Raw genomic sequence first — 18,203 nt, 5'->3', positions numbered from 1 at the left:
TACCCTTGCCAGGCCGCCGCTGCACCGAGTTCTTGCCGACCTAAACCGGCGGCAGCAACTCGTCCTTGCGGCCTTTGCGCTTGAACGGGGTCATGCCTTCGTTGGCGAGCTGGTCGGCGCGTTCGTTCATCTCGTCGCCGTTATGGCCTTTGACCCAGTGCCAGTTGATCTTGTGGCGCTGGGTGGCGGCGTCGAGAGCCTGCCAGAGTTCGACGTTCTTGACCGGCTTTTTGTCGGCGGTGCGCCAGCCGTTCTTCTTCCAGCCGTGGATCCACTTTGTCAGCCCGTCCTTGACGTAGTTGCTGTCGGTGTGGAGTTCGACCTCGCAGGGGCGCTTCAGCGCCGTGAGTGCCTCGATGGCGGCAGTCAGTTCCATCTGGTTGTTGGTGGTCAGCGGTGCGCCGCCCTTCAACTCCTTGACGGTGTCGCCGTATTGCAGCACCGCGCCCCAGCCGCCGGGGCCGGGATTGCCCGAACAGGCGCCATCGGTGTGGATGATGACTGAGTTCACGCCGCCACCGGCCGATCGTAGCGGTACCATTCGCAATAGTGGCCGTCGTCGTTGCTGCCCGTGTGGGTGTAGATGCCGCCGAGCTTGCGCAGCACCTTCAGCGAATTGTCGTTGCGTACATCGGCGAGCCCGATGAAATGGTCGCGCTCGGTCGCGCGCCAGTACCAGTCGCGCAGCGCGCTGGCGGCCTCGAAGACGTAGCCGTTGCCCCAGAACTCGGGATAGAGGGAATAGCCGATCTCGGGCGTCTCTTCGGGCCCGTAGACGCCGAAGCCGCAGCGGCCGACGAGCACGCCGTCGGACTTTCGCGTGACCCGGAGCTTGCCCATCTGCTGGCGTTCGAACAGTTCGATCCAGTGTGCGAGCGCACCCTGCATCTCCGCTTCGGTCCACGGCCGGCCGTGTTCGGTGAGGTATTTCGCGACGGTCGGATCGCCGTGCAGGCGATAGAGGTCGTCGATCTGGTCCAGCCGCCAGCCGGAGAGCACCAGCCGGTCGGTTTCGAGAAGGGTCAGGTCGGTCATGCGGCCGGCGCGGCTCCCGTCGCTACGCGCAACTCGCGCGGCAGGTTGAAGACGATGCGCTCGCGCTGCTCGCCGCTGGCGGAAACGGAAATGTCGAAGCGCCTGGCGAAGGCCTCGATGACTTCATCGACCAGCGCTTCGGGGGCCGAGGCGCCAGCCGTGATGCCGAGGGTCCTGATCCCCTCGAACCGGCTCCAGTCGATTTTATCGGCACGCTCGACCAGCGAGGCATTGGCGCAGCCGTTGCGCTGGGCCACTTCGACGAGGCGAACTGAGTTGGACGATTCCGGCGCGCCCACGACGATCATCGCTTCCACATTGGGCGCGACGCGCTTGACTGCTTCCTGCCGGTTGGTGGTCGCGTAGCAGATGTCTTCCTTGTGCGGCAGGCTGATCCCGGGGAAGCGCCGGCGCAGCACTTCGACGATGGCCGAGGTGTCGTCGACGCTGAGGGTCGTCTGCGTGACATAGGCGAGCTTTTCGGGATCGCGCGGGGTGAATGCCTCGGCGTCCTCGACCGTCTGGATCAGCGTGATCGCTTCGTCGGGCAACTGGCCCATGGTGCCGATCACTTCGACATGGCCGGCATGGCCGATGAGGATGATCTCGCGGCCGGCCTCGAAATGCCGGTTGGCTTCGATATGCACCTTGCTCACCAGCGGGCACGTAGCATCGAGGAAAAACATGTTGCGCGCCTTGGCGCCGGCCGGCACCGACTTGGGCACGCCATGTGCGGAGAACACCACGGGGGCCTCGGTATCGGGGATTTCGCCGAGCTCTTCGACGAACACCGCCCCCTTCTGCTTCAGGCCGTCCACCACGTATTTATTGTGCACGATCGCATGCCGGACATAGACCGGCGCGCCATAGCGCTCGAGCGCCAGTTCGACGATCTGGATGGCGCGATCGACGCCGGCGCAGAATCCGCGCGGCGCACACAGCGTTATGTCCAAGTGCGGCCTTGTTTCCATACCAGAGCAGATGCTTTCAACGATGGTGCAAGTCAAGTGCGGCAGCCGGCCGCCCCGGGCTGCGGCCAAACGTGCCGCAAGGCACCCGTTGCGGTGCAACGCACTGAGCGGCAATATGATTCGCAATGTTGGTGGGAAGGTGTCCCGGTGACCCTCGCTCTGGAAATGTTCGCAATCGCGCCCGCGACGGGTAAGGCGAACCTTTCCGCTGCCCAGGATGGGTTGCTGGTAGGCAAGGCACTTTGGCTGAGCCGGGCCGCCGCGGCAGGGCTCGCCGTCGCGCCAACCATCGTCATCAGCCGCGCCGCATGGAACGCATTGCAGGAAGAGCGGAAGGCCGATGACGATCGGCTGCTCATCCACTGGGTGGCGACGTTGTTCCGCCTCGTCGGCCGCGATGGGCGCCCACCGCCGCTGGTGGTGCGAACCTCGGCCGGATCACATAGCGCCGGTTTGATGCCGGCCAGACCGGGCCTCAGCCCGCCCTCGAGCGAGACCGAGTCGGTTGACCCAACTCGTCCGCTGGCGGGCGCCATCGCCGATGCGTTCGCGTCCTATGCCGCGTTCGATCCGCGTCCCGAACGGCAGATCGTGATCGTGCAGGCCATGGCCGATGGTGACATCCGCCAGCTGATGACGCGCGACGCCCAGACCGGAGCCCTTGGGCCCGCACCGGTGAATGGCGCGCCGTTTGGGCCGTTGCCCGCCTCGGCCAGCCGTTTCGTCGAGACGCTCGATGCGGCAGCCGGCCAGCACCTGGCGTGCACCGTGTCGGTCGAGGGGGAGGTCATCCGGCTGTTGTCCGCCCGGGTGTCGCCCGCCTCGGCCGGTGCCGAACTTGAGGCCGCCGTCGATCGCGTGCAGCGGAAGACCTGGTCGCAGCGTGAGGCGGTGGCGCATATCGAGCCGGCGCGTCTGCAGCAGATGCTGCATCCGCGGCTGCGCTCGCCCGATGCTGCGACCATCCTCGCAACCGGCCTCGGCGTCTCGCCCGGCGCGGCAAGCGGCGTGATCGTTTTCAACGCAGAGGACGCGGCGCGGATGAAGGCGCGGGGGCGGCACTGCATTCTCGTCGTCACCGAGACGGGCCCTACCGATATTGAGGGCATGAAGGCGGCGACAGGCATCCTCACCGCGCGCGGCGGTATGACTTCACATGCGGGCGTGGTGGCCCGCATCACCGGCAAGCCCTGCGTCGCGGGTGTGCGGACGCTCAGCGTCAACCAGGCCGAACTGACCTGCAAGATCGGCAAGCGCGAGTTTCGGCAGGGCGATCGCATCACCATCGATGGCTCGGACGGCTCGGTCTATCTCGGCGCCCTCCCGCTTGCCCAGCCGCATATCGGCGGCGCCATGGGCAAGCTGCTGGGCTGGTCGGACGCCTCGCGCCGCGTGCAGGTGCGCGCCAATGCCGAGACGGTCGAGGCGGTGAACACGGCCAAGAGCTTCGGCGCCGAGGGCATCGGGCTGGCGCGTTCCGAGCACATGTTCTTCTCGCGCGAGCGCCTCGTCGCGCTGCGGCGGCTGATCCTCTCGGAGGATGCCGACGACCGGGCGGCGGCACTGACCGGTCTCGTCGAATATCAGACCGTCGATTATTCCGAGATCTTCACGGCGATGAACGGCAAGCCGGTGACGGTGCGGCTTTTCGATCCGCCGCTGCACGAATTCCTGCCGCGCACCGACGAGGATATCGAGGAGACGGCGCAGTCGCTCGGGCTCGAGGTCCGCGCCCTAAAGCTGCGGCTCGACCGCATCGCCGAGACCAACCCGATGCTCGGGCATCGCGGCGTGCGGCTTGCCATTACCTATCCCGAAATCCTCAAGATGCAGATCGAAGCGTTGTGCGCCGGCGTACGCGCGGCCTCGCTGCGGCAATCGGAGCCGGTGACGCTCGAGGTTATGGTGCCCTTCGTATCGACCGTTTCAGAGGTGGTGGAGATCAAGCGCCAGACCTACGCCATTGTCGAGCAGGCGCAGTTGCCGGCGGCGGCGCGCGAACGCTTCAGCTTCGGCACGATGATCGAGCTGCCGCGCGCCTGCCTGAGGGCAGGGGAGATCGCCGAGCATGTCGACTTCTTCTCGTTCGGCACGAACGACCTGACCCAGACCACCTACGGCATCTCGCGCGACGATGCTCCGGCGTTCCTCTCGGCCTATCAGCGCAAGGGGCTCTACGACTTCGATCCGTTCGTGACGCTCGACCAGAAGGGCGTCGGCGAGATGATCACCATCGCCATCGAGCGCGGCCGGCGCGCCAACCCGAGCCTCAAGATCGGCATCTGCGGCGAGCACGCGGGTGATCCGGAGTCGCTGTCCTTCTTCGCCCGGCTCGACGTCGACTATGTGAGCTGCAGCCCGTATCGGGTGCCGGTGGCCAGGCTGACCCTTGCGCAATAGCGCCGCAAACTAAGTCAACTTAGCTGCCCCATTTCGCCCGAACATGGCCCTGCCGCGGCCACGTCCGGTCCCATCTGGCGCCAAAATCAGGCTGTTTACCTCCGGCTAACCCTAAACCCGCATTATCGCGACGTCCGGCATTTGCGTCACAGTTTAATTGAAATGCCGGAGCGTCGTGTTGCGTACCGCGTGGATAGTAAAGCGTTCTGATGGCCCACTACCGGACCACCCCCTTGCGCCGGGCTCGTCATGAGTTCGTCGTGCTCAAGGCCTGCGCAGGTTTTGCGCTCGCCGCTTTCGCCATTGCCGGACTGACCGGCGCCGCGCACGCTCCCGACAGGGGGTCGCATGCAGCCTACGAGGCGAATCTCAGCAAACCGACCATCACCCGGTCCGGCACCGATGTGATTATCACGGGCTCGATCGACGACATCTTCCTGTCGCAGAGCTTTGTCGGCCCGAACCGTGCGCTGAAGCAGGATCGCGCGCGGCCCGAAGTCGCCCTGACCGAGGTGACCCGCGGCTTCGAGGGCATCCGCGCCCAGATCGCCGCGGCTCGCGGCAAGATGATCCCGGCGGGCACAGGCACGGAAACAGCCAAGGCCGATCCCGCGGTCACCACCACTCCGCCCTCGATGCCGGTGGCGCTCGCTGCGGTCGATCCCAGCCTCACGACGACGCCCGCCCTCGATGCCATCGAAGGCTTCGCCGGCAGCGGCGCGCCGACCCCGCTGTCCATGTCGGAAAAGCTCGCCTATGCGCGCGCCGACCTGCCGGCCACCGTGTTCGACGGCTCGGTCACCGACAAGAAGGGCAAGAAGGTCTCCGACAAGGAACTCTGGTGCATGGCGACCGCCATCTACTTCGAGGCCCGTGGCGAGACCTATCGCGGTCAGGTCGCGGTGGGGCAGGTGGTGATGAACCGCGTCGCCCATAAGCTTTATCCCGACACCATCTGCGGCGTCGTCTACCAGAACCAGAGTAAGCGCAACGCCTGCCAGTTCTCCTTCGCCTGCGACGGCATCCCCGAAAAGGTCAGCGAGAAGAAGGCCTGGGACCAGGCGATGCAGATCGCCAAGGACGTGATATCAGGCAAGGAATACCTGACCGCGGTCGGCTACTCGACCCACTATCACGCCACCTACGTCTACCCGCACTGGGCCCCGCGCATGAAGAAGAACACCAAGATCGGCATGCATGTGTTCTACCAGTTCAAGCGCGGCTGGAAGTTCGGCTAACTCAAGCCGCCTTCACACTCTCATCGGCCGGTAGTGGCAGGCTGACCGCAACGGTCGTCCCCAGCCCCTGTCGGCTGTCGATGGCGAGGTGTCCGCCGCTGAGTTCGGCAATGGCGCGCGAAATGGCGATGCCGAGCCCAGCGCCTTCGCGGTCGCGCGTCAGGGCGGCGTCGCCGAACACGAATGGCTGTGAGAGTGTCGCAAGGCGCTCAGCCGACATGCCGATGCCCGTATCGGTAATCTCGAGCACGACGCCATCGGCCGCGGCATAGGCGGCGAGGGTGACTTTGCCGCCGCGGGGGGTGAAGCGCACGCCGTTCTCGACGAGGTTGGAGACCATGCGCTCGAGCGCGAAGCGATCGGCCAGCAGCACGGCATTGCACGGGCCGCCGAGCCCGAAGGTAACGCCGGCGGCCTGCGCCTGCCCGGTGTAGCGGCGGAACACCGCCAGCAGCAGGTCATCGGCCGTGAAGCGGTCGCGCCGCAGCTCGCGGCGGCCGCCCTCGAGTTCGGCAAGTTCGAGGATGGAGCCGAAAAAGCCGAGCAGGCGTTCGCCGGACGATTTCACCGCCTCGACATAGCCTAGATACTTGGCGTCACCGAGCGGGCCGAACGGCTGCTGCCGCATCATGTCGGCAAAGCCGATGATGTGGTTGAGCGGGGTGCGAATGTCGTGGCTGAGATGGGCGAGGAAGGTGGTCTTGGACCGGCTCGCGGCCTCCGCTCGGAGCTTTTCCTCGTGATAGCGGCGCGCCAGCAGGCGCTGCTCTTCGCGGATCGAGGTGAGGAGCTGCGTGGTGCGGCGGCTCTCCGTGACATCCATCACCAGCGTGACGAAGCCGGAGCCTTCGAGCGGGCGCTCCTCGATGAGGAGAGTTGAGCCGTCTTCGCGATGCAGCTCGAGCAGGCGGTTCTCCCAGTCTTCGCGGACCGATTGCATGTAGCCGCCCTGGGCCAGCGTCTTGACCACGTCGTGATAGGCGGCACCGGCATCGAGAGATTCGACCCGGAGCCGCTCGGCGAAGCGGGAGTTGCTGGCGATGAGGCGGGCATCGGCGCCCCAGCAGGCGACGCCGAAGGGGAGGGTTTCGATCAGGGTGGCATAGCCCGCGCCGGCGTCGCGACCGCTGATGCGCGCGAGCAGCTTCTCCAGTACGCTGATGGTGGTGCGCCGCAGCCAACTGCGACGCGCCACTGCATCCGGCGCACGGAATCGCTTCGCATCGTCGCCGGATTGCTCCGTCGGCCGCATCAAGTTCTCCGCCTATGTGATTGGGACGACCCAGTGATTTGCCCAGTGACGAGACTTTGAATCCGCTTCGCCGTCACTGTCCAGAGGGGTGTCCGGACATGGTGACGGCGAAGCCCAAAATCACGAGTCGGCTGAATCACTTAGCCGCAGAAGAAAAATTCTTCTAACGGTAAGGTTCCGTTAACCGCTCAGCGTCCGCTCGAGAATGTCGGCGGTGTTACGGCTGAGCGAGCCGGATTCCTGCAGCGATTTCAGTGCTTTTTCGGCTTCAGTGCGACGTACGGATTCGTAGCTGCGCCATACGCGGAAGGCCGTAAGCACCCGCGCTGCAACCTGCGGGTTGCGCTTGTCGACATCGCCCACGAACTCGGCGAGGAACCGGAAGCCGGCACCATCTGCGCGTCCGAACTGCGTCGGGTTGTTCATCCCGAACGTCGCCGTGAGTGCCCGCAGGCGGTTCGGGTTGTTCTGCGGGAAGTCCGGTGCGGCGAGGATTGCCTTCATGCGGTCCACGACATCAGGCTCGGGCGCGGTAGCGACGACCGTAAGCCACTTGTCGAGAACCAGGGGGTCGGCGGTGAAGCGCGCGCGGAAGTCTTCGACCAGCGCCTCGGCATCCGGTGTCCAGGCCCAGACGACAGCGTAGAGTGCCGCCAGCCGGTCGGTCATGTTGAGGGCGCGATCGTACTGCTCGCGCGCCAGTGTGGCCGCACCCTCGGCGCTTCCGAGCACCAGCACCTGCAGCGCGGTGTTCTTCATCGACCGGCGGCCGGTCTGCTGGAAATCGGGCGAGTAGGCGAGGCGGCTGTCGTTGGTGAGATAGACCTTTTCGAGCGTTGGCGCGAGGCGTCCGACGACTGCGGCGAGCAGCTGCTTGCGGATCGAATGGATGCGATCGGGGTCGACGTTGCTGGCGATTTCGCGCGCCACTGCCAGATCGTTCGGCAGGGTGATTGCCAGTGCCTTGTAGGCCGGGTCGAGCTCCTTTGAGTTCAGCGTGTCCTCGAGTGCGTCGCCCAGCGCGCCGACCTGCGCATCGGTCCAGGGCTTGCCGGCGACGGCGTCGACGACGAGCTTCATGGCCACGTCCTGCAGAGCCTGCCAGCGGTTGAACGGATCGCCGTCATGCCGGGCGAGGAACAGCTGATCGGCGTCCGTTGCATTGGTGGTGAGCTTCACCGGCGCCGAGAAGCCGCGCAGCAGCGAGGGCACCGGCTTGTTCGGTACGCCGCTGAAGGTGACGGTGGCCTTGGCCTTGTCGAAGACGATCAGGTCGTCGCGCACCTCGGCACCGGAGACCGCGCCCCAGCTCATCGGGCTGCCATTGGGGCCGATGAGGCCGAACTGGATTGGCAGGACCAGGGGTTGCATATCCGCCTGGCCCGGGGTCGGAGGGTTAGTCTGCGTGAGTTCGAGCGTGTAGGTCTGGCTTGCCGCGTCGTAGCGGTCGGTGATGTCGAGCTCGGGCGTGCCGGCCTGCAGGTACCACTGCTGGAAGTGCTGCAGGTCCTGGCCCGAGGCGTCCTCGAACACCTTGATGAAGGCTTCGATGGTCGTCGCCTCGCCGTCATGGCGCTCGAAATAGAGATCCATCGCCTTGCGGAAGCCGGCCTCGCCGAGGAGCGTTGCCAGCATGCGGACAACTTCGGCGCCCTTCTCGTAGACCGTCGCCGTATAGAAGTTGTTGATCTCCTTGTAGCGATCCGGTCGCGGCGGATGGGCGAGCGGGCCGCCATCCTCGGGGAATTGCGTCTGGCGCAACTGGCGCACGTCCTCGATGCGGTTCACCGGGCGCGAGCGCTCGTCCATCGAGAACTCCTGGTCGCGATAGACCGTGAGCCCTTCCTTGAGACACAGCTGAAACCAGTCGCGGCAGGTGATGCGGTCGCCGGTCCAGTTGTGGAAATACTCGTGCGCGATGACGCTCTCGATGTTGATGTAGTCGGCGTCGGTCGCGGTTTCGGGCTTCGCGAACACCAGCTTGTCGTTGAAGATGTTGAGGCCCTTGTTCTCCATGGCGCCGAAATTGAAGTCGGACACGGCGACAATGTTGAAGATGTCGAGGTCGTATTCGCGGCCGAAGCGGCGCTCGTCCCAGGCCATCGAGCGCTTCAGCGAATCCATGGCGTAGAAGCACTCGTCTTCCTTGCCGTGCGTGCAGTAGATGCCGAGCGCGACCTTGCGACCTGACGACGTGGTGAAGCTGTCGTGGATCGAGCCGAGATCGCCGGCGACCATGGCGAAGAGATAGGCCGGCTTCGGGAACGGATCTTCCCATACGGCGAAGTGCTGGCCGTTGGTGAGGTCGCCCTGTTCGACGAGGTTGCCGTTGGCGAGCAGCACCGGCGCGAGCATTTTGTCGGCCTGCATGCGCACCTTGAACAGCGAGAGCACGTCGGGCCGGTCGTAGTAGTAGGTGATGCGGCGGAAGCCTTCTGGCTCGCACTGCGTGCACCAGGTGCCGCTCGAACGATAGAATCCCATCAGCTTGATGTTCTTTTCGGGCTCGACCGCGACTTCGGTCTCGAGCACGAAGCGCTTGGTCGGCGGCTGGTGGACGGTGAGGCCGTCGGCGGTGGCCTCGTAGGCGGTGAGCGCAAGCGGCAACCCGTCGATGGCGATCGAGCGCAGCGTCAGCGTTTCGGCGCCATCGAGGACGAGCGGTGTGCCCGGTGCGGTGGCCGCCCGCGGGGCCAGCGTAAGGAATGTCCGGATGATCGAGGTCTCGGGCGCGATCCGTACATCCAGCTCGATTTTCTCGATCGCGTAAGGGGTCTCCGCGTAGTCCTTGAGGAAGATCGTCTCTTCGTTCTCGCCGCGCATTAAATGCTCCGCAACATCAACTCGTTAACCAACTGTGGCAGGCTCGCAACAGCCGAATCCAACCCTTAGTGTATTCTATGCGGCTGACAACCAGCCATTTGGACACGATCCCTACCGAATTGGGCGGTAGTGGGATCGGTGCCGGGTTGGGCCGCCAGCGCGCACCTCCGAAGGGTTCATCTGCCCGTCGCGTGCGCAATTCAAAGCGATAATGAGGGTTGGCCCTCAGTTGGCAAGAGCCGCTTGACCTCAACCTATGTTGAGGCCGTAGCCGTGCCGCCGCTGAACGTGGTCGACAGGTGAGGGAGACGGCAAATGATTGGTCCTGTGTTCAAGTGGTTTGAGGACCAGCTAAACCCCTATCCGCTGGAGGAACCGCAGCAGCCGCCCAAGGGCCTGGTCGCCTTCTGCCTGCACTATTGCAAGGGCGCCAAGCGCTGGCTGATCGCCATGGCCCTGCTGGGGGCAGGCGTCGCGCTGGGCGAGATCATGCTGTTCAGCTTCATGGGCTCGATCATCGACTGGCTCGGCACCGCCGACCGGGCGACGTTCCTTCAGACGGAAGGGTGGAAGCTCGCCCTGATGGCGGCGGTCCTGCTGCTGATCCTGCCGACGCTGCAGATCCTCGATACCTTCATCATCCACCAGACGCTGATCGGCAATCTGCCGCAGCGCATCCGCTGGATGGCGCACCGCTATCTGCTGCGCCAGTCGATGAGCTACTTCCAGGACGAGTTCGCCGGCCGCATCGGCGCCAAGCTGATGCAGACGGCGCTCGCCGTGCGCGAAGTGGTGATGAAGCTGCTCGACGTCACGGTGTTCGTGGTCGTCTACTTCGCCGGCGCCGTGGTGCTGGCGGCGATGAGCGACCTCTGGCTAGCGGTGCCGTTCCTCGTCTGGCTGGCGCTCTATGTGTCGCTGCTCGTCTACTGGGTGCCCAAGCTCGGCAAGGTCGCCGAGCTACAGGCCGACGCCCGCTCGCTGATGACCGGTCGCATCGTCGACAGCTACACCAACATCGCGACGGTGAAGCTCTTCTCGCACTCGCACCGCGAGGAAGCCTATGCGCACGAGGCCATGGATCAGTTCATGGGCACCGTTCACAAGCAGATGCGGATGTTCGCACTGTTGCAGATCGTCATCCCGCTGATGAACAACGTGCTGCTGTTCGCGGTGATGGCAGTGGGCATCAACCAGTGGCTGGGAGGCACGATGACCCCCGGTGCCATCGCCGTAGCTACGGCGTTGGTGCTGCGCTTCCAGGGCATGAGCCAGTGGGTCATGTGGGAGATGTCGCAGCTGTTCGAGAATATCGGCATCGTGCGCGACGGCATCAACTCGATCTCGCTGCCGCGGGTGGTCGCCGACCAGCCGGGCGCGAAGCCGCTCGGCCCGGTCAAGGGCGACATCAAGTTCGATGATGTCAGCTTCCATTACGGCAAGAAATCCGGCGTGATCGAGCACCTGAGCCTCGAGATCAAGCCGGGCGAAAAGATCGGCCTTGTCGGCCGCTCCGGTGCCGGAAAATCGACCATCGTCAACCTGCTGCTCCGCTTCTACGACCGCGAGGGCGGGGTGATCTCGATCGACGGCACCGATATCGGCGCCGTGCAGCAGGATACGCTGCGTGAGCAGATCGGCGTTGTGACGCAGGATACGTCGCTCCTGCATCGCTCGGTGCGCGAGAATATCCTCTACGGCCGCCCAGAAGCGAGCGAGGAGGAAATGCTCGCGGCTGCCCGGCTCGCCGAGGCGGATGGCTTTATCCAGGGTCTCGTCGATCTCAAGGGCCGCAAGGGCTACGACGCCCATGTCGGCGAGCGTGGCGTCAAGCTCAGCGGTGGCCAGCGCCAGCGCATCGCCATCGCCCGCGTGCTGCTGAAGAACGCGCCGATCCTGGTGCTCGACGAAGCGACTTCGGCCCTCGACTCCGAGGTCGAGGCTGCGATCCAGAGCCAGCTCAACCGGCTGATGGACGGCAAGACCGTGATCGCCATCGCGCACCGCCTCTCGACCATCGCCGCCATGGACCGGCTGGTGGTGATCGAGCAGGGCAACATCATCGAGCAGGGCACGCATTCCGAGCTCATCGCGCTCAACGGTACCTACGCCAAGCTCTGGAACCGCCAGTCCGGCGGCTTCCTCGAGCCGGACGTACAGGAGGAGGCGGCGGAGTAAGCCGCTTCACAACAGTTCAACCATCCCAAGGAGGGACAGATGGATACGCCCAACAACCTCATTACCGCCCGCACCCCGGCACCCCAATCGCTTCGTTCGAAACTGAAACGAAAACAATCCATTAGAGCCCTGAGCTGACTCATATAGTCGGATAGAGGGCTCGGACAGATGAGTTCAAAATGCTCAACCGAGTCTTGGCCTGGTTCGACAGCCGCTACAAACCCGTAGCGCTGGCCGAAAACACGGAACCCCCCAGCGGGGTTACGCAGTTCACTTTCTATTTCATCAAGCAGTTCAAGGCGGCGTTCGCGCTGCGCATGGTGCTGGTTGCGGTCGGCTCCGTTGCCGACGCCATGATGCCAATCTTCGTCGGCGTCGTCGTGGGTCTCCTCGCCACCACCCCGCCGGGGCAGATGTTCGAGCTGCACTGGCAGACCTTCGTCTGGATGATCCTGACGATCGCGGTCATCCGCCCGATCACCTTCCTCCTGGACACGCTCGTTCGTAACCACTCGATCGTGCCCAACCTCGTCGACATCGTCCGCTGGCAAAGCCACTGGCACGTAATCCGCCAGAGCTGGAGTTATTTCCAGAACGACTTTGCCGGTCGCATCGCCAACAAGATCATGCAGGCCGGGGAATCGATCGAGACCTCGGTCAACATGACGATCGACGCCGTGTGGTACGCCGGCATCTTCGTCATCGTCGCGGTGGTGGTGCTGGCCCGGCTCGACTGGGTGCTGCTGGTGCCGATCGCGGTCTGGCTGATCCTCTATGGAATCCTGTTTACGATCGTCATGCCGATGATCGCCAAGCATTCCGAGGATCTGTCGGAGGCGAAGTCGGTGATGACCGGCCGCATCGTCGACAGCTACACCAACATCCACACGCTGAAGACGTTCTCGACCGATGGGCACGAGGACGCCTATGTGGCGGAGTCGGTGAACGAGCACGCGGTGGAGTTCCGCAAGTTGATGCGGGTCTTCACCTACATGTGGTCGACCCTGTTCCTGCTCAATGCTGGCCTTGTGATCTCGATTGCCTGGATCGCGCTGGCCGGCTGGAACGCGGGCACGATGAACGCCGCCGCCGTGGCGACGGCCATCCCGTTCGCGCTCCAGATCATGAATATGAGCGGCTGGATCCTCGATGTAGGCTCCAACATCTTCCGCCAGATCGGCACGACCCGGGACTCGATGATCACCATCGCCCAGCCGATCGCCATGATCGACAAGCCGGCCGCTCCCGCCCTCGTGGTGAGAGAGGGGGCCATCGACTTCCAGAACGTCAGCTTCAACTACTGGCGCGGCAAGGAAGGCACGGTGATGGAGAACTTCAACCTTCACATCAAGCCGGGCGAGAAGGTGGGTCTGGTTGGCCGCTCGGGTGCCGGCAAGTCGACCCTGGTCAACCTGATGCTGCGTCTGTTCGATGTGGAATCCGGTGCGATCAAGATCGACGGACAGGACGTTCGGGACGTAACGCAGGAAAGCGTGCGCGCCGCGATCGGCCTTGTCAGCCAGGATACTTCGCTGCTGCACCGCTCGGTGCGCGAGAACATCAAGTACGGCCGCCAGACCGCGACCGACGAAGCGATGATCCTCGCGGCTGAGCAGGCGAAGGTGGCTGACGTCATCGCCGGGCTGATGGATCCGAAGCAGCGGCGGGGCTACGACGCCCATGTCGGCGAACGGGGCGTAAAACTCTCGGGCGGGCAGCGCCAGCGCGTCGCCATTGCCCGGGTGCTGCTGAAGAACGCCCCGATCCTGGTGCTCGACGAAGCGACCTCGGCGCTCGATAGCGAAGTCGAGGCGGCGATCCAGGACCAGCTCGTGTCGCTGATGGCGGGCAAGACCGTGATCGCCATCGCCCACCGGCTCTCGACCATTGCGGCCATGGACCGGCTCGTGGTGCTCGAGAAGGGCCAGATCGTCGAGGAGGGCACACACGCCGAACTGCTGGCTCGCGGCGGGCACTACGCCCAGCTGTGGGAACGCCAGTCCGGCGGCTTCCTCGACATGAAGGCCGAAGAGGCGGCGCAGTGAAAAAGGGGGCGGGCCGAAGGGTCCGCCCCTCTGCTTTGTGCGAGGCGCTCGCCCAATCCTTTCCCAGATTTCACGTTCCCTTGCTTTGAACTAAGCTATTGAGTGTTCGCGCGAACACCATGAAGCTCCTCGAACCTATACACCGCATCTTCGAGACCTGGATCGATCCGTTCGGCAAGGACGGCGACCTCCGGCCCCCTGCGCTGACGCTGCGCTTCTTCTGGTTCTACATCCGGCAGGCGAGGCTCGCCTTCGTTGCGCTGCTGGTGCTCGGCGGGCTGGTGGCGCTGGTCGAAGCGGCGCTGTTCTATTTCGTCGGCCGGCTGATCGACATGCTCACCGCGCTGCCTGCGGGTTTGGGCTGGAATGGGCTGATCGCGGCCAACGGACCAGAACTCGCGTGGATGCTGGTGGTGACGCTGGGTATCCGCTTCCTCATATCGTGGCTCTCGGCCGCCGTCGAAGAGCAGACGATCACGCTCGGCTTCTACAATCTCGTGCGCTGGCAGGCCTATGCGCATGTGATCCGGCAAAACCTCAGCTTCTTCCAGAACGACTTCGCCGGCGCCATCGCCAGCAAGGTCTGGCAGTCGGGCGCTGCGGTCGGTGACTTCATGGTGTCGCTGCTGCAGGTGGTCTGGAACATCGTGATCTTCACCGCTGCAACTACCCTGCTGATGGGCCAGCTCGACTGGCGGCTGGCCGTGGCCATGATCGTCTGGATCGGCGTCTTCGCTATCCTTGCCCGCCACTTTGTGCCCCGCATGCGGGGGCTTGCCGCCGCTGCCGCGGAGCAGGGCTCGTCCCTTACCGGCAAGATCGTCGACAGCTTCTCCAACATCCAGATGCTGAAACTCTTCGGCACCGCTGAGGGTGACGATCGCTTTGTTCGCAAGGGGTTCGACGATTATCTTTCAGCGATGCGCAAGCTGGCGCGGACGTTGGTGGGCGTGCGCTCGACCATGGCCATGCTGTCGGGACTGGCGCTGGCAGGCATCACGGCGCTGGCCGTGCACCTCTGGACCGAAGGGGTAATCACCGTCGGCGGCGTGGCGCTGACCACGGGTGTGGTGCTGCGGCTCTATGCCATGCTGGGCCGGCTGATGAACCAGCTCAACGGCATGATGCGCAACTACGGCACGGCGCAGAACTCGGCAGAGATCATCTCCAAGCCGCTCGGCCTCGTCGATGCGCCGGACGCCAGGCCGCTCGTCGTGACCGAGGCGGGGGTCCGTTTCGACCACGTGAGCTTCAAGTACGACAACTCGATGCCTGTGATCGATGACCTGTCGCTGATCATCAGGCCGGGTGAGCGCGTCGGGCTGATCGGCCGCTCGGGGGCGGGCAAGTCGACGCTGGTCAACCTGCTGCTCCGCTTCTACGATCTGAGGGGCGGCAGCATCTCGATCGACGGGCAGGATATCGCCAGGGTTACGCAGGAATCGCTGCGGGCCAATATCGGCGTCGTGACCCAGGATACCGCGCTGCTGCACCGCTCGATCCGCGCCAACCTGACCTACGGCAGGCCAGACGCCACCGACGATGAAATGATGAACGCGGCCGCCATGGCCGAGGCCGATGAGTTCATCGAGCAGCTCATCGACCAGCGCGGCAGGGCCGGCTACGACGCTTATGTCGGCGAGCGCGGCGTAAAGCTGAGCGGCGGCCAGCGCCAGCGCGTCGCTATTGCCCGCGTGCTGCTGAAGAACGCCCCGATCCTCGTGCTCGACGAAGCGACCTCGGCGCTGGATAGCGAAGTGGAGGCAGCGATCCAGGCGCAACTCAAGACTCTGATGCAGGGCAAGACCGTCCTCGCCATCGCCCATCGGCTCTCGACCATTGCCGAGATGGACCGGCTGATCGTGCTCGATAAGGGCCGGATCGTCGAGGAGGGCACGCATGCGCAGCTACTGGCGCACGGCGGTCTCTATGCCTCGCTCTGGGCGCGGCAGTCGGGCGGGTTCATCGACAGCGAGGCGGCGGAGTAGGGGACTCTCAATAATTCTTCTCAGGGTCGACCCCGTTCGCTAGATTTCGGGCACACCAAGGGAGGAAACGGTGGACATCACGTTGAATGGAACCAAGGCGGCGATCGTCAAAGGCATTCCCGCCCATACCGCAAAGCAGGGATCTGATTACGCGACGGGCGTGAGCGCGGAAACGGTGGGCGCGAATTCGATATTCCTGGGAGTTGTTACACTGCCACCGGGAAGGCGAACCAAGGCGCATTTGCACCAGTATCACGAGACGGCGATGTACATGATCGAAGGGGACGAGATTGACATGTACTCGGGCGCAAATCTGGAACACCACGAGACGATGCATGTGGGGGACTACGTCTATATTCCCGCCAACGTCATGCATGTTGGCGTGAATCGGAGTGCCGTTCCGGCAGTCTTTGTGGGTACCCGCAACGAGGCAACGGTGAACGAGAGCGTCGTGCTGCATCCGGAACTGGATTCGGTCATCCCCTGAGGCGATGTCAGATTGTCGCCAGGATTGTCTCCCGTCCCGTCTCGAGCGCCTCGTCCACATCGCCACCGAGATTGAAGGCGCTGCCGCGACGGATTAGGGCGGTGCTTCGCTGTCTATCCGCCTACCTCGGTACTCGATACCGCAGATGCGTCACGCCCTCGCCCTCTAGCACGCGTACCGGCTCGAGCTCGCGCAGGCCGAAACCCAGCCCGTCGAACAGCCGGCGGCCCTCGCCGAGCAAGACCGGCACGACGTGGATCATCATCTCGTCGAGCAGCCCGGCCTTGATCGCCATCGGGACGATTGTGCTGGCACCGTGCACCATAACGTTGCGTTCGCCTGCCGCGGCCTTGGCCTCGCGCATGGTGAGGGCGAGATCGTCGACATAATGCACGTTCGGCCACTTCGCCGCCCAGTCGGGCGCCGGGTGGCGGCTGAGAATGTAGATTTCGACGCCGTCATGGTGGTCGCCGTTCCAGCCGCCGGCTGCCTCGAACGTGCCGCGCCCAGCGATCACGGCGCCGGTCGCCATCAGCTCGTCAAAGACCTGCTTGTTGACGCCGGTGAGCCGGGCGACCGCGGCATCGAGGTCGCCGGCTTCGACGTCCGGGAACACCCAGTCGTGAAGGCGCAGACCGCCATCGCCCATGCCGTTGGATGGGCTCACGTTCGGCCCGGTGATGAAGCCATCCACTGACATCGACATGTAGAGAACGCTCTTGCCCATCGCCCAATCCTTCTTGGTTCGTGCGGCCAACGCCACCTCACCTTCCCGACGAGTGAACGCCGACCAAATCGACAAGGATGCTAGGCGATTTCGCCGAGGATCGTCTCCAGCCCGGTCTCGAACGCCTCGTCCACATCGCCACCGAGATTGAAGGCGCTGCCGATTTCCATCAGCACGAAGCCGTGGAGGAACGGCACGATAGTGCGCGACACCGACAGCACGCGATCTTCGGGCACGCCGGCCGCCTGCAACTCCTCGAACAGCGGCTGCGCCGAGAACAGGCAGGCGGCGCGGATCTCTGGGTCGATGAAGGCATTGCCGGAATAGATCACCCGGTAGCGGTGCGGCGCCGCCTTGCCGAACGCCCGATAGGCGCGCGCCATGGCCTTGAGGCGCGACTTGTGGTCGGAGCCGACCATCTCGCGCCGGATGTAGGCTTCGAGTTCGTGCAGAACCTCGATCTCCACCGCCTTGAGCAGCGCGGCGCGGTCCGCGAAGTGCTTGTAGAGCGAGGGTGGCTTGATGCCCGCCGCGCTGGCAACAGCGCCCACTGTCAACGCATCTGGCCCGGAGACTTCGACAAGCCCCCGGGCGATGGTCTGCAGTGCTTCGCGCGAGGTCTTAGCCGGCGTTGGCAAGCTTTTTCGCCTTCCCAATCATGCCCAGGTGGGTCTGGTGGTCGAAGCCGGGATACTTGAGTCCGTAGCCGAGCGCACGGTCCATGGCGATATGAGCGGCCCAGATCAGCCCGATCTCGACGAAGAGGTGCAGGCCGCCGAACCAGCCGATGGCGCCAAGGATCGCGGGCACTGTGTAGGTATGCGCGAGATTGTAGATCTTCGCCCCGGTCTTCTCGCCGGCATAGAAGCCGAGGAAAGACAGGTCGGGCGCGAGCAGCAGCACCGCGAACAACCACCAGTTCCCGCCGAGGAACCAGTATGCGGTGACGGCCGCAGCGAGGCCGACAAGCCCCTCGAGACGAAGCTGCCGGATGACGAATTTGGGGGCGAAGCCCGGAGTGCTGGCTGGCATGATGAACCTCAATGGCTAACGTATGTA

The 18,203-nt window shown here is 64.4% G+C and carries 14 protein-coding genes; 6 read left to right on the top strand and 8 right to left on the bottom strand.

Features of this window, described 5'->3' with window-relative positions; genetic code table 11:
* Positions 1 to 40 precede the first annotated feature (40 nt).
* Genes rnhA through ispH form a run of 3 tightly spaced genes read right to left on the bottom strand, consistent with a single transcriptional unit; the run spans position 41 to position 2,006 of the window.
* A complete protein-coding gene (gene rnhA, locus ACOYW5_RS08165; RefSeq protein WP_423068751.1) occupies positions 41 to 541 on the bottom strand; it encodes a ribonuclease HI in 501 nt (166 codons plus the stop codon).
* Positions 508 to 1,035, bottom strand: a complete 528-nt coding sequence (locus tag ACOYW5_RS08160) for a GNAT family N-acetyltransferase (RefSeq protein WP_423068750.1) — start codon at positions 1,033 to 1,035, stop codon at positions 508 to 510. The genes rnhA and ACOYW5_RS08160 overlap by 34 nt, the downstream gene beginning before the upstream one ends.
* Positions 1,032 to 2,006 (bottom strand): 4-hydroxy-3-methylbut-2-enyl diphosphate reductase, encoded by a 975-nt coding sequence (ispH, locus tag ACOYW5_RS08155; RefSeq protein ID WP_423068749.1) that lies wholly within the window; start codon positions 2,004 to 2,006, stop codon positions 1,032 to 1,034. The genes ACOYW5_RS08160 and ispH overlap by 4 nt, the downstream gene beginning before the upstream one ends.
* A gap of 147 nt (positions 2,007 to 2,153) precedes the next feature.
* Between ispH and ACOYW5_RS08150 the strand changes: the two genes are divergently transcribed.
* Together ACOYW5_RS08150 and ACOYW5_RS08145 are read left to right on the top strand one after the other, a co-directional pair.
* Positions 2,154 to 4,406 carry a putative PEP-binding protein gene (locus tag ACOYW5_RS08150; RefSeq protein WP_423068748.1) on the top strand — a complete coding sequence of 751 codons (2,253 nt, stop codon included), beginning with the start codon at positions 2,154 to 2,156 and terminating at the stop codon, positions 4,404 to 4,406.
* A gap of 209 nt (positions 4,407 to 4,615) precedes the next feature.
* Positions 4,616 to 5,644 (top strand): cell wall hydrolase, encoded by a 1,029-nt coding sequence (locus tag ACOYW5_RS08145; RefSeq protein WP_423068747.1) that lies wholly within the window; start codon positions 4,616 to 4,618, stop codon positions 5,642 to 5,644.
* Between the two features lies 1 nt (position 5,645).
* On the opposite strand, the gene ACOYW5_RS08140 is transcribed toward ACOYW5_RS08145, so the two are convergent.
* Both ACOYW5_RS08140 and pepN read right to left on the bottom strand, forming a co-directional pair.
* Entirely contained in the window at positions 5,646 to 6,896 is a 1,251-nt protein-coding gene (locus ACOYW5_RS08140; RefSeq protein WP_423068746.1) for a sensor histidine kinase, read from the bottom strand.
* Positions 6,897 to 7,076: 180 nt separating this feature from the next.
* Positions 7,077 to 9,719, bottom strand: coding sequence for an aminopeptidase N (pepN, locus tag ACOYW5_RS08135; protein WP_423068745.1), 2,643 nt, complete (start codon positions 9,717 to 9,719; stop codon positions 7,077 to 7,079).
* Positions 9,720 to 10,034: 315 nt separating this feature from the next.
* Between pepN and ACOYW5_RS08130 the strand changes: the two genes are divergently transcribed.
* The 4 genes from ACOYW5_RS08130 to ACOYW5_RS08115 all read left to right on the top strand — a co-directional run bounded on the left by ACOYW5_RS08130 (position 10,035) and on the right by ACOYW5_RS08115 (position 16,417).
* Complete coding sequence (locus ACOYW5_RS08130) at positions 10,035 to 11,897, top strand: ABC transporter ATP-binding protein (RefSeq protein ID WP_423068744.1); 1,863 nt, start codon at positions 10,035 to 10,037, stop codon at positions 11,895 to 11,897.
* 179 nt (positions 11,898 to 12,076) lie between these two features.
* Positions 12,077 to 13,942, top strand: a complete 1,866-nt coding sequence (locus ACOYW5_RS08125) for an ABC transporter ATP-binding protein (protein ID WP_423068743.1) — start codon at positions 12,077 to 12,079, stop codon at positions 13,940 to 13,942.
* A gap of 119 nt (positions 13,943 to 14,061) precedes the next feature.
* Entirely contained in the window at positions 14,062 to 15,930 is a 1,869-nt protein-coding gene (locus tag ACOYW5_RS08120; protein WP_423068742.1) for an ABC transporter ATP-binding protein, read from the top strand.
* A gap of 70 nt (positions 15,931 to 16,000) precedes the next feature.
* Positions 16,001 to 16,417, top strand: coding sequence for a cupin domain-containing protein (locus ACOYW5_RS08115; RefSeq protein WP_423068741.1), 417 nt, complete (start codon positions 16,001 to 16,003; stop codon positions 16,415 to 16,417).
* A 121-nt stretch (positions 16,418 to 16,538) separates the two neighbouring features.
* Here the strand turns inward: ACOYW5_RS08115 and ACOYW5_RS08110 are convergent, their stop codons facing one another.
* From ACOYW5_RS08110 to ACOYW5_RS08100, 3 genes are all read right to left on the bottom strand, one after another.
* Positions 16,539 to 17,144 (bottom strand): dihydrofolate reductase family protein, encoded by a 606-nt coding sequence (locus ACOYW5_RS08110; protein WP_423068740.1) that lies wholly within the window; start codon positions 17,142 to 17,144, stop codon positions 16,539 to 16,541.
* An 80-nt stretch (positions 17,145 to 17,224) separates the two neighbouring features.
* A complete protein-coding gene (locus ACOYW5_RS08105; protein WP_423068739.1) occupies positions 17,225 to 17,782 on the bottom strand; it encodes a TetR/AcrR family transcriptional regulator in 558 nt (185 codons plus the stop codon).
* The gene (locus ACOYW5_RS08100) at positions 17,766 to 18,176 is read right to left on the bottom strand and encodes a DUF4260 domain-containing protein (RefSeq protein ID WP_423068738.1); all 411 of its coding nucleotides are present in this window, start codon (positions 18,174 to 18,176) and stop codon (positions 17,766 to 17,768) included. Before ACOYW5_RS08100 ends, ACOYW5_RS08105 begins: the two co-directional genes overlap by 17 nt.
* Positions 18,177 to 18,203: the final 27 nt, after the last annotated feature.

This window comes from Devosia sp. CN2-171 (assembly GCF_049354815.1).
Taxonomy (GTDB): domain Bacteria; phylum Pseudomonadota; class Alphaproteobacteria; order Rhizobiales; family Devosiaceae; genus Devosia_A.
The sequence above is the reverse complement of the archived record's forward strand: the minus strand, read 5'-3'. Positions and strand labels throughout refer to the sequence as shown.